At 66.3% G+C, this 11862-nt stretch carries 13 protein-coding genes; 4 read left to right on the top strand and 9 right to left on the bottom strand.

All coding sequences use genetic code 11. The annotated features are described in order from the left end of the window. Window positions 1–88: 88 nt before the first annotated feature. The 4 genes from ABMA10_RS05760 to ABMA10_RS05745 all read right to left on the bottom strand — a co-directional run bounded on the left by ABMA10_RS05760 (window position 89) and on the right by ABMA10_RS05745 (window position 2726). Window positions 89–853 carry a hypothetical protein gene (locus ABMA10_RS05760; protein ID WP_347867494.1) on the bottom strand — a complete coding sequence of 255 codons (765 nt, stop codon included), beginning with the start codon at window positions 851–853 and terminating at the stop codon, window positions 89–91. Then, entirely contained in the window at window positions 850–1266 is a 417-nt protein-coding gene (locus ABMA10_RS05755) for a PadR family transcriptional regulator (RefSeq protein ID WP_347867493.1), read from the bottom strand. The genes ABMA10_RS05760 and ABMA10_RS05755 overlap by 4 nt, the downstream gene beginning before the upstream one ends. A 125-nt stretch (window positions 1267–1391) precedes the next feature. Further along, complete coding sequence (locus ABMA10_RS05750; RefSeq protein ID WP_347867492.1) at window positions 1392–2003, bottom strand: DUF1349 domain-containing protein; 612 nt, start codon at window positions 2001–2003, stop codon at window positions 1392–1394. A gap of 66 nt (window positions 2004–2069) precedes the next feature. Continuing rightward, a complete protein-coding gene (locus tag ABMA10_RS05745) occupies window positions 2070–2726 on the bottom strand; it encodes an IMPACT family protein (protein ID WP_347867491.1) in 657 nt (218 codons plus the stop codon). 162 nt (window positions 2727–2888) lie between these two features. Here ABMA10_RS05745 and ABMA10_RS05740 point away from each other — a divergent pair, with 162 nt between their 5' ends. Further along, entirely contained in the window at window positions 2889–4121 is a 1233-nt protein-coding gene (locus ABMA10_RS05740; protein ID WP_431031289.1) for an exonuclease domain-containing protein, read from the top strand. 9 nt (window positions 4122–4130) lie between these two features. On the opposite strand, the gene ABMA10_RS05735 is transcribed toward ABMA10_RS05740, so the two are convergent. Then, the gene (locus ABMA10_RS05735) at window positions 4131–4988 is read right to left on the bottom strand and encodes a CPBP family intramembrane glutamic endopeptidase (protein WP_347867489.1); all 858 of its coding nucleotides are present in this window, start codon (window positions 4986–4988) and stop codon (window positions 4131–4133) included. 228 nt (window positions 4989–5216) lie between these two features. On the opposite strand from ABMA10_RS05735, the gene putP reads away from it, so the two are divergent. From putP to ABMA10_RS05720, 3 genes are all read left to right on the top strand, one after another. Further along, window positions 5217–6734, top strand: coding sequence for a sodium/proline symporter PutP (putP, locus tag ABMA10_RS05730; RefSeq protein WP_347867488.1), 1518 nt, complete (start codon window positions 5217–5219; stop codon window positions 6732–6734). Window positions 6735–6893: 159 nt separating this feature from the next. After that, a complete protein-coding gene (locus tag ABMA10_RS05725; RefSeq protein ID WP_431031288.1) occupies window positions 6894–7280 on the top strand; it encodes an ArsR/SmtB family transcription factor in 387 nt (128 codons plus the stop codon). After that, window positions 7277–7765, top strand: a complete 489-nt coding sequence (locus tag ABMA10_RS05720; RefSeq protein ID WP_431031287.1) for an SRPBCC family protein — start codon at window positions 7277–7279, stop codon at window positions 7763–7765. Before ABMA10_RS05725 ends, ABMA10_RS05720 begins: the two co-directional genes overlap by 4 nt. A gap of 116 nt (window positions 7766–7881) precedes the next feature. Here ABMA10_RS05720 and ABMA10_RS05715 read toward each other — a convergent pair whose 3' ends face one another. From ABMA10_RS05715 to ABMA10_RS05700, 4 genes are all read right to left on the bottom strand, one after another. Further along, window positions 7882–8565 carry a hypothetical protein gene (locus ABMA10_RS05715; RefSeq protein ID WP_347867485.1) on the bottom strand — a complete coding sequence of 228 codons (684 nt, stop codon included), beginning with the start codon at window positions 8563–8565 and terminating at the stop codon, window positions 7882–7884. A 5-nt stretch (window positions 8566–8570) separates the two neighbouring features. After that, window positions 8571–9530 (bottom strand): carbohydrate ABC transporter permease, encoded by a 960-nt coding sequence (locus ABMA10_RS05710; RefSeq protein ID WP_431031286.1) that lies wholly within the window; start codon window positions 9528–9530, stop codon window positions 8571–8573. Next, window positions 9530–10438, bottom strand: a complete 909-nt coding sequence (locus ABMA10_RS05705) for a carbohydrate ABC transporter permease (RefSeq protein WP_347867484.1) — start codon at window positions 10436–10438, stop codon at window positions 9530–9532. Before ABMA10_RS05705 ends, ABMA10_RS05710 begins: the two co-directional genes overlap by 1 nt. A gap of 129 nt (window positions 10439–10567) precedes the next feature. Further along, a complete protein-coding gene (locus ABMA10_RS05700; protein ID WP_347867483.1) occupies window positions 10568–11836 on the bottom strand; it encodes an ABC transporter substrate-binding protein in 1269 nt (422 codons plus the stop codon). Window positions 11837–11862 lie beyond the last annotated feature (26 nt).

Here is an 11862-nt window from a genome sequence, read left to right as displayed (position 1 = left end):
CCGATTCTCCGCCTGATCGATGTGGATCGCGGTACCCCACCACTCATCGGCTCATCCATGCTGTCTCCCCCGGCCATACTCTCCCCCGTCATGTCGTCGCCGATGACCTGGCGCCGGTGTCGCCTGCTCCCAGAACCGACCGCCGGCTGGACGGCCACCACCAGATGGCGGCTCCGACGAACCCGACAGCCGCGCCTCCGCCGGCGCTCGCAGCGGCGATCCACCACGGCTCAGGTCCCGGTCCGTAGTTCGACAACGTCGACACCAGGAACGTGCCGGTCGCGCTCACCTGGTAGAGCACCTGCACCCCGAGCACCCCGATCATCGCCGAGGGCGGGGCGAGCAGGAGTGCGCCGATCCAGCGGGTGCGACGCCGCGACGCAAGGATGAGTGCAGCGAGCGAGATGACCGTCAGCACACCGATCATCACCGTCTCGTCCGGGACCGCCTCCACATCTGCGATGACCAGCGCCCGGGCGATACGGACCAGGAGGAAGATTCCGAACGCGACGACGAGCACTCCACCGAAGATCACGAGTGCGGCGAGCGTCGTACCGACCCGTCGCGTCCCGAGCGGCATCGGGTCGGCTGCGAAACCCGCCCGTAGCTGGCCCGCTCGCCACGACAGGTCATGCGGGATGCCCCGGATGGCACGGAGGACGATGTCTCGTCGCAACCGCGTCGGAGCGATGCCGGCTTCCTCGGCCCAGACGGCGTGGTCGTGGAGATCGGAGGCGATCTCGTCCCGGCGCTCGCCTGCGACTTCGGGTACGAGATCGCGGGTGTACCAGGCGCACCAGTCGAGGACGCGGCGCGAGGCCGATCGGTACTGGGCTGTGCGGATGACACTCATGCGATTGCCTCCCATGCTCGAGCCGCGGCAGGGGCGGGGCCTCCTGCGGCGAGCCTGGACCAGGCCGCTCCGGTCGCTCGTCCTGCGGCGCGCTCCTCCTCGCGGAGTCGCGCGTGCTCGCGGCCGCGCACCACCTCACCCTCACCGGTTACCCGGTAGAGCCGTCGGCGGGGTCGCCCCTCCCCTTCGGCGATGGCCGGATCCTCCCAGCTGGCCTCGATGAGCCCGGCGGTCGTCATGCGCGACAGGGCCTTGTAGAGGGTGCCGTGCGCAGTGAGCGACCCGTCACGACCCGCGAGCTGCTTCGCCAGCGCAAACCCGTAGAAGCTGTCCTCGGTCGACTGCAAGACCGTCCCCACATCGAGGATGTCGAGCTCGAGCGGGAAGAGTGTTCCGGGTCGTCTGCGTGCCATGCGAACACTATGGGAAGATAGGTTCTCAGAAGTCAACACCTCGACAGGCTCGGTGACCGGGCTCCACTCGGTGACCTGGACGACTCGGCGAGCGGACTCCGCCCCGCGGAGCTACGCCGGGCGGGTCAGCTCCCGTCGCGCAGGTCCGTCGGTGGCTCGGTCCCGAGGACGATGTGGTCGAACCGCGCCTCGCACGCCGGCCCGATCGGGGCCTGCGAGAGGAAGCCGACGCGGACGGGAGCGTCGGTGTGCAGCCGGAAGACGCGGACGAACTCCCAGGTCACTCCGTCGCTTGAGCTGTGGAACGCCCATGCCTCACCGAGACGGCTGACCCGCATCCACACGCTGTCCGCCGCGGCCGGCGTGGAGTTCACATCGTCGGACCAGGTGTTCGTCACGACGCTGACGACCATCGCCTGTCCCTGGGGCGACTGCTCGAAGCACAGCTTCGCCCAGTGGTCGCCGTCGACCCAGAGGGCGATGGCCCCGGCGTCGAAAGTGCTGCGTTCGCTCACGACGGCGATGCGGGCACTGAGCGTGAAGCGTTCCGGTGCCTCGAAGGCGAGGGCGGTCGCCCCGAGTTCCTGCGGCCCGCCGAGCGAGCTGTTGCTCCAGTCGACCTCGGCCTCCGAGGTGAGCAGGAGGGCTGCCGCGTCGGCGTCGTAGGTGGCGATGCCGGGGACCGAAGTCCAGGCGAGTTCGGGAAGGCCGGGGATCTGAGTCACGTCGGTGTGCATGATCCGACCCTAACGGCACCCATCGGCAACGACGAGGGGCCGGTCCCGAGCAGGGCCGGCCGCCTGTCAGGACTCGGACACGTCGACGACACGCTCGACGCCGATCACCGGGGCGAGCGTGCCGGCCGACGCCGACGCGAGATCGGCCCGGAGCCGCTCGACCTCGCTCGGAGGCACCCAGAGCTCGAGTGATGCGTCGGACGCGTAGACCGTCTCGCCGAGCGTCGCACCGTGCGTCGCCGCCCAGTCCCGCAGCAGGTTGTCGAAGCGGCCGGCGTCGGCGTGGGGAACAACGAGCGTCGCCTGCGTGAGCGTCTCGCGGCGCACGAGTGACGCGCGGTCGAGGGTCTCGGAGGCTGCCGACGAGTACGCCCGCACGAGGCCGCCCGCGCCGAGTTTCACGCCACCGAAGTAGCGGGTGACGATCACGACGACGTCGGTCAGTTCGCGCCGCCGGATCACCTCGAGGATCGGCATCCCTGCCGTCCCCGACGGTTCGCCGTCGTCCGACGATCGCGCCTGGTCACCCAGCAGCCCGGTCACCATCGCGACGCAGTGATGTCGTGCGTCCCACGTCTCCTTCGTGACGCGGGCGATGACCGCTTCGGCGTCTTCCTGCGATGTCACCGGGTGCACGAGTCCGAGGAACCGTGACTTCTTGACCACGAGCTCATGCCGGACCGGTGCGGCGACGGTCGCCGGGTACCGCCGAGGGACACTCATCCCCACGAGCGTACCAACGCTCCTTGTTCAGCCCCGCGCTCATCGGGGCCCCGCGTTCCGAGAGTTCCTGCACGTTCACGCGACTCAGCGAGCATCGATTGCCGGAGTGAGTGGGGCACCCCAGTACCTTGGGTGAACGACCATCCAGACACCAGGAGCAACATGCCGCACACCGGCTTCGCCACCATCGACTTCGAGACCACCGGCCTGTTCCCCGGAGGGAACGACCGTGTCATCGAAGTCGCCGTCGTCCATTCCGATCCGGACGGCTCGATCACCGCTCGGTGGGACACGCTGATCAATCCGGGTCGCGACCTGGGTCGCCAGGACATCCATCGCATCTCAGCCGCCGAAATCCTCCGAGCTCCAACCTTCGCGCAGATTGCTCCGGAGCTGATCGCCCGGCTCGACGGTCGAGTCCTGGTCGCTCACAACGCAGCTTTCGACACTCGCTTCCTGATCGCCGAACTGGAGAGGATCGATTATGTGCCTGACGTCGAACTTGTCGCACTGTGCACGATGCAGCTTGCGCGGGTCTTCCTCCCGGACGCCGGCCGATCTCTCGCAGACTGCTGCGCCGCGTTCGACATCGTGCTCGACGGCGCCCACCGCGCATCCGTTGACGCAGAAGCCACGGCCCGCCTTCTCGCCGGTTACATGGCCCACGCCCGGGATCGCAGCTCGTGGGACCAGGCCCTCGAGCAGGCAGACCGGGGACGGCTCATCCCGCTCATCGGCGCGCCGACGCCATGGGTGCCCCGGGAGCACGCGCAGCCAACCGGCCGACACTTCCTCGAGCGCATCGTCGAGACGCTGCCTCCATTTGGCGGATCGGACGCGCAGAACGAGTACTTGGCACTCCTGGACCGTTGCCTGCTGGATCGAGTCATCTCACAGCACGAGTCTGACGGCTTGGTCGCGATGGCGACGGAGCTCGGCATCAGCCGTGACGCCTGCGAAAAGCTCCACCTCGAATACTTCTGGTCACTCGGTGCGGCTGCGTGGTCCGACGGTGTCCTCACTGCCGACGAGCGGGACGATCTCGCTACGGTCGCAGCCCTACTGCAGATCCCATCGGATCAGTTCGACCGTGTCGTCGCGGAACCTGATGAACGTCCGTCGGACCCGGGAACGGCCGGCACGACGCTCGCAGGGTTCCGGCTCGAACCGGGCGATCTCGTCACGCTGACCGGAGAGATGTCGCGCCCACGCTCCGAGTGGCATGACGCGCTCACGAGTCACGGCCTCGTTCCGAAGGAGGCGGTCACGAAGCAGGTGAAGCTGGTGGTCGCGGCAGACCCAGATTCGCTCTCAGGCAAGGCGCGAAAGGCACGGAACTACGGGATCACCGTCGTCGACGAAGCCGGTCTGGCCCGACTGCTCGCCGGGGTCTGACACACCAGCTCAACGAGGGAGTTCGGCCGCGCGGGGCTGGACGTGGCCGCGCACGACGATCAACGCCACAATCGCAATGAGGATGTAGACGAGGTTCGCCGGGCCGGCGAGTGCGAGCAACGGGCTCTGTCCAACGGTCGCTGCGTGGTCGATGCCACCGGTGGCGAGGAAGAGCGTGGGGTCGTAGAGGCCGTGGATGAGCATCGGCCAGATGAGGTTGCCCGTCGCGCGCAACGTCAGGTACATGCAGATGCCGAAGGCGAACGTGAAGCCCATCGTCGCCAACACGGTCAGGATGGGCTGTCCGGAGAGGATGTTCGTCGCGTGGAGCAGAGAGAACACCAGCGATGACAGCACCATGACCACCCACTCGGAGCGCCCGGCGTCACGCAGCATCTTCACGACGATGCCGCGCGTGAGGATCTCCTCTGCGAAGCCGATGAACACACCCGTCAGCATCGTCACGGCCACCACCGACGCCTGATAGCTCGAGTAGTCGATACCGAACAGTCGGAGGACGATCGCAGCGACCACCAGCACCGGCGCCACCCACATCCACCAGCGACCGCGGATGGGTTGCCGACCGAACAGCTCACGGAACCAGCCGACCGACAGCACGAACGCGGCGAGGAGGATCGAGCCGACGATGAGCGGGAGCATCAGGGCGAAGAACACACTCTGCGGTGTCGCGAACAGGTCGTCGGCGTTCTCCTCGGAGCCGAAGAGCTGCCCCACGATCCAGCCTGCGCCGAGGTACAGCACGAGGTAGACGAGCGCGAACAGGAACGCCCGCCACCAGCCGCCCTTCGCCCAGAAATCGTGCCAACCGCGCGTCGTCAGGGTCCGTTGGCTCCCGTGCTCTGCCATTCGATCGTCTCCCGCCTGGACGGCGCATCGTGCGCTCTTCTTCGAACGCTACCGCGCAGGTGGACGAGCTGCCGGGATCTGCTCGAAATCGCCCCGATCCGGACCAGATCGATTGTGACCGCGCTCGCAGGTCAGCACGGCGACCCCCAGATCGAACAAGCGTCACTGGGCGACCAGTTTCTGACATACTGGCCGACAAGAACTGGAATGGTCAGATTGGGAGATCGCGTGCCGGAAAGAACGTTTGAAGCAATCGCCATGGCGGTGTACATGGCCGTCATGCTGTGTATCGGATGGTGGGCCTACCGCCGCACCCACAACCTCGACGACTACATGCTCGCGGGGCGCAAGCTCCGCCCCGGTGTCGCGGCGCTGAGCGCGGGCGCATCGGACATGTCGGGCTGGCTCCTGCTCGGGCTTCCCGGCGCGTTGTACGTCGGGGGTCTGTTCCAGGCATGGATCGCCATCGGACTCACCGTCGGCGCCTGGCTGAACTGGAAGTTCGTCGCGCCGCGCCTGCGCGCCTACACGGAGATCTCGGGAAACGCGATCACGCTCCCCCGTTTCTTCGAGAACCGCCTGCGCGACACCTCACACACGCTGCGGATTGTCGCTGGCCTCGTCATCCTCGTGTTCTTCACGTTCTACGTCTCGGCGGGGATCGTCGCCGGTGGCGTGTTCTTCCAAAGCGCTTTCGGATCCGAATACCATGTAGGCCTGCTCATCGTCGCGGGCGTGACGGTGCTGTACACACTCTTCGGAGGCTTCGTCGGCGCGACCTACACTGACGTGGTGCAGGGAACGATGATCGTCGCTGCGCTCATTGCGGTTCCGATCGTGGGACTCACTCAAACGGGCGGAATCGAGAACACGATCGAGTCGATCCGGGCCGCGAATTCGACCGTCGACATGTTCAGTCTCGTGACAGGCGGCACGATTCTTGCCGCCATATCGGCCGGTGCTTGGGGACTTGGCTACTTCGGGCAGCCACACATCCTTGTTCGCTTCATGGCATTGCGCTCGCCAGCGGATGCGACGGCTGGCCGCAGAATCGGTATCGCTTGGATGATCCTCTCAGTGCTCGGAGCCATGGCGTCCGCACTGGTGGGCATTGCGTACTTCCAGCAGCACCCCGAGCTCACGCTGAGCAACCCCGAACGGGTGTTCCTCGAGCTCTCGCAGGTGCTCTTCCATCCGCTGATCGCTGGCTTCGTCCTTGCCGCCGTTCTCGCGGCAATCATGAGCACCGTTTCGTCACAACTCATCGTGTCGTCCTCAGCGCTTGTCGAGGATCTCTACAAGATCGTGGTGAGGAGGGCGCCGGCGGAGCGACACCAAGTGCTGTTGGGGCGAGGCGGCGTGCTCGTCGTCGCGATCATTGCCGCAGCATTGGCGTGGGACCCGAACTCGTCCATCTTGGACCTCGTGGCCTACGCCTGGGCAGGATTCGGCGCCGCATTCGGCCCGGTCGTGCTGCTCGCTCTCTTCTGGAGAAGGCTCTCGAGAGCCGGCGCGATCGCTGGCATGATCGCTGGCGCCACGACGGTCGTGGTTTGGGGAAACGTCGGAGCGCTGTCGAGCGTGCTGTATGAAATCGTTCCCGGCTTCGGAGTGAGCGTCCTGGCGGCCGTCGTCGTGAGTCGGCTCGCCCCGCGCGACGACGCCATGGTCGACGAGGAGTTCGCCGCGTCGCGCGAGAGCGCCCGAATCGGAACTGTTCAATTCCCAACCCGGACACGCGTGTAACACATTCACCGGACGAAGATCCCGTCCAGCACATCTCGCTCGACGCCATCGACCTTGGCGATGTTCCTCACGAGCACCTTGTGTCGTGCAGTGTCCTTCTCAAATCGGCCGACAACTGTCCCTTGCGACTCGCGCTCCATTCGCGTAATGTACAACCAAATGGTTGTACGAAATGCATCAGTGCCCGAGCTGTCCACCGACGAGGTGGATCGTCTCTTCCATGCGCTTGCCGACGCCACCCGACGAGACATCCTCACGAGGGTGCTCGCCCGGGAGCAGTCGGTGTCCGCCCTCGCAGAGCAGTACGAGATGTCGTTCGCCGCAGTACAGAAGCATGTCGTGGTCCTCGAACGGGCTGCGCTCGTGACGAAGGAACGGCGCGGCCGCGAGCAGATGGTGCACGGCGAGGTCACCGCGGTGCAGCGCTCGGCCCGCCTACTCGACGCCTACGCGGAGATCTGGCAGCAACGAGTCCTGCGCATGGACGTCATCCTCGCCGAGGATGACGGCACGTCTGGAACACCGACCGGAAGCAGGAACCCATGATGAGTACGCTCACCACCGAGAAGGACCTCGAGCAGCTGACCCTCACGTTCGTGACCGAGTTCGCAGCTTCACCGACACGTGCCTGGCAGCTCTGGGAGGACCCGCGCCAGCTCGAACGTTGGTGGGGCCCACCGACCTGGCCCGCGACGTTCCCGAAGCACGAGCTCGTCGTCGGTTCGGAATCCTCGTACTTCATGACGGGCCCGGATGGCGAACGGGCGCCCGGCTGGTGGGAGATCACGTCTGTCGACGCCCCGCGCAGCCTCACGTTCGACGACGGTTTCGCCGACGAGCACGGCGCACGCACGGCGGGTGGTCCCGTCAGCCACCTGTCCGTCACGCTCGACGACCTCGACGGTCGGACCCGCATGACGATCATCAGTCGCTCCGACACGGTCGAGGACCTCGAACAGATGGTCGGCATGGGCATGGTGGAGGGCATGAGTGGAGCCCTGTCCCAGATCGACACGATCCTCGCCGACTAGCGTCCCGCACGCCTCCCGCACGGCCCGAGAGCGGCACCGCCGGTCGGCTCGCGCTCGACCGGCCTCGCGCTCGACCTGGCAGTGAGCGCGGATGCGACCGCGCGCTCATGCGTCTCTCAGCGCGGTGCGGCGTTGCTCCAGACGGCGTAGACGACGAAGCCCCCGAGTGCCAGCAGCCCGAGGACCGGCTGCGCGAGCACGATGACCGCCCAGGCCACGAGCAGGACCAGCGACAGCAGTGAGGTGCCCGGGCGCCGGACCGTCCGGACGAGTGCCCCGAGGAGCTGTGCGCGGAACGGCAGTGCAGGCGCCGCGGCGAACCCCGCGAACACACCGAACGTGCCGACGAGTGCCAACAGCAGCACGACGACGAGGACCGGACCGAGGAGCATCGCGAACGGTGTCCCCCAGACCACGACGACGTCGATGATCACGACGAATGCGAGCGCCGAGACCATCGCCCAGACCGCGAGCGCCGGCCTCCACAGGCGTGCGAAGCCGACCCAGAAGTCACGGAACGGACGCGCGTCGGCGGTGTCCCGCGAGCACTGGAACGACCAGCACCCGGCGGCGAAGGCCGGTCCGAGCGGCAACGCGCAGAGCAGCAGGAAGGGCCAGCTCGCAAGCGGGTCCGCGACGAACACGACGGAGGCAGCGAGCGGCAGCGCGCCGATCCCGATCCCGACGCCCACCATGAGCGCGCGGTAGACGACGCCGAAGACGCTCTCGAACGTCTCGCGGCGCGGTTGCAGCAGACCGCGCACACCAGCCGGTCGCGTCGCCTCGCGTCGATCGGTCACGGCGCTCAACCCTTCATCCCACTCGTCGCGATGCCCTGGATGAAGTACCGCTGGCCGAGCAGGAAGATCAACACGATCGGGATCACGGACACGACCGAACCGGCCATGATCAGCGCGTACTCCGCGTCGTACTGCCCGACGAAGGAGCGGAGGCCGAGCTGCACGGTCCACAGGTCGTTGCTCGTCAGGTAGATGAACGGCCCCATGTAGTCGTTCCACGTCGACACGAAGGTCAGCAGGGCGAGGCTCGCGAGCGCGGGCTTCGTGAGCGGGAGGATGATCCGCCACCAGATCGCATACTCGTTGAGCCCGTCGATGCGCGCGGCCTCGCTCAGTTCGTCAGGGATCGTCAGGTAGTACTGGCGCATCAGGAACACCCCGAAGGCGCCGAACGCCTGCAGCAGGATGATCGCGAGGTGCGAGTTCACCAGGCCGGCGTTCTGCATCATGATGTACTGCGGGATCATGTAGGCCTGCCACGGAACCGCGATCGTCGCGATGTACATGACGAACAGGACGTCGCGTGCCTTGAAGTGCATCTTCGAGAAGCCGTACGCGGCGAAACTCCCCGTGAGCACCTGCAGGATCGTGATCGTGACCGACAGGAACAACGAGTTCTTCAGGTAGGTCAGCATCGGGATGCGCGTCCAGATGTCGACGTAGTTCGACCAGACGAACTCGGTTGGGATCCACTGCACGGGGATCGAGAAGACCTCGTTGTTCTGCTTGAGCGACGAGGACACCATCCAGAAGAACGGCACGAAGATCACCGCGGTGAGCACGACGAGCAGCGCGTAGATGCCGACGCGTCGCAGCGGCGAGATCGGACCGTGGCGCTTCGTGCGGTTCAGCGGCCCGGGAGCGCCGGGGACGACGGGCGGGACGATCGCCTCCGTGACGCCGTCGATCGCAGTCGACGCCGACGGTCCGGCGGCCGAAGTCTGCGTGGTGGTTCCGGTCGACATCAGCGTTCCTTCCTCTGCTGCAGCTTGAACTGGACGACGGTGAACGTGAGCACGATGATGAACAGCACCAGCGAGATCGCCGAGGAATAGCCGAAGCGGTTCTCGGTGATGCCCTCGCGGTAGATGAGCTGCGACAGCACGAGGGTCGATCGACCGGGCCCACCGCCTGTCATGACGACGATGAGGTCGAACACCTTGAAGCTCGCGATGGTGACCATGATGAGCACGAAGAAGGTCGTGGGGCGCAGCGACGGGAGCGTGATGTTCCAGAAGCGCTGCCACGCGTTCGCACCGTCGACCTCCGCCGCCTCGTAGTATTCCTGCGGGATCGCCTGCAGCCCGGCGAGGTACAGCACCATGTAGTAGCCCATGTCGCGCCAGACGCTCGTGATGATCACGGCGGGCATCGCCCACGCGGAGCTCGTCGTCCACCCGGGCGGGTCGGCGACACCGATGAGTTCCAGGAACTGGTTGATGGGGCCGGCTGTCGGGTTGAACAGCATGTTCCACACGACTGCGACGGCCACGAGCGAGGTGATGTAAGGGAAGAACATCGCCGTCCGGAAGAACCCGAGGCCGCGCAGCTTCCGGTTCAGGAGCAGCGCGAGACCGAGCGAGGCGAGGATCGTCAACGGGATGTGTCCGGCCGCATAGTAGGCGGTGTTGCCGAGCGCGATCCAGAACGACTCGTCGCGGAGGAGCCTCGCGAAGTTCGCGAAGCCCACCCATTCAGGCGGTGAGTACGAGTCCCACTTCATGAAGGCGATGACGAACGCCGCCCCCATGGGGATCAGGGTCAGGAGCGCGAAGCCGATGAAGTTCGGCAGGATGAAGCTCCACCCGACGAGGGCGTTCCTCCGGGCGCGGCTGCGCGAGCGGGTGCGTTGCGGTGGGGCTGCGATCGCCATGACGAGCCTTTCGTGGGGTGAGGGTGACTGGTGCAGCGGGCGGCCCGAGGACGAGGGTCCGTGCGGACCGCGGTTCGGATGGACCACTCGGTGCGCGGGGCCGCTGGACGACCCCGCGTAGCGGGTGGACTAGTCGACGAGCACGTCGTTCTTCACGCGGTCCTGCATCTTCGTGATGCCGTCGGACACCTTCGCTTCGCCGACCATGACGAGATCATGCTCCTCGTCGAGGATCGAGCTGATGTCGGATGAGTACTCGCTCACCGGCATCTCGAGGACGACGTCCTTCGGCTCCTGGAAGGTCTTCACCGAGAGGTCGTCCGTCGGCAGGGCGGTGAACGCCGCGGTCACCTCGTCGGACTGGTAGGCCGGGACGACGCCGATCGCTGCAATGGCCTTCGCTCCGGCCTCGCTGGCGGCGAATTCGAGGAACGTCTTGGCCGCTGCCTGGTGCGCCGAGTTCTTGTTCACGGCGAACGCCGTCGGTGAACCGAAGGTCACGGTCTCCTCACCGGCCGTCAGCTGCGGCATCTGCGCGACACCCCAGTCGACATCGGTCGCGCCACTCGCGATCGACTGCGCGATCCCGGCGATGTACCAGGTGCCCATCGGCATCATCGCCGCCTTGCCCGTCTCGAACATGGTGCGGTAGCTGATCTGCTGCGTCTTCGCGGTGCCGTAGTCGAGTGCGTAGCCGTTGTCCTGCAGGTCGAGGGTGAGGTCGTACTGATCCTCCATGAAGCCGTAGTCGCCGCCGATCAGGTCGCCGCCGGTCTGGGCCGCCGCGATCGACTGCACGACCGAACGCCAGTAGTGGTTGTAGGTTCCGTACACCTTGGAGTCGCCCTCTCCGGAGGTGAGCTGTGCAGCGATGTCCGCGTACTCGTCCCAGGTGAGGTTGTCGGGATGCTCGACACCTGCAGCGTCGAAGATGGCCTTGTTGTAGTAGAGCAGCCAGAAGTCCTGGCGGTACGGGGCCGCATAGTAGGTGTCGTCGAGCGCGAACGGCTCGATGCCTGCGAGGTTGTCGGCACCGAGGTCCTCGACCACGTCGCCGACGTCGACGAGCTGGCCACGGTTCGCATAGCGCGCATAGTCGGTGACGTTCTTCATCGTGAGGACGTCGGTCTTGTCGCCGCCGGCGAGCATCGTCGTGACCTTGTCCGAGTAGTCGTCGGCGAGGATGTCGACGGGTTCGATCGTGATGTCGGGGTGCTCCGCCTCGAACGCGTCGAACAGGGCTTTGAACTCCGGCGTCTGGTCGTAGTTCCAGACGGAGACGCTGAGCGTGACGGGGCCGTCCTCGTCTTGCTGCGTGGCGCCGCCACCGGAACAACCGGTGAGCGCGAGGCCGGCGGTGGCGGCGATCGCCGTAAGGGTCAGGATGGGTCGCTTCATTGCGGATGCTCCTCAGTGAGTGATGT

Source organism: Plantibacter sp. RU18 (genome assembly GCF_050613355.1).
Classification (GTDB): domain Bacteria; phylum Actinomycetota; class Actinomycetes; order Actinomycetales; family Microbacteriaceae; genus Plantibacter.
Note: the sequence above shows the minus strand (reverse complement) of the source record. Positions and strands in the feature narration are given on the sequence as shown.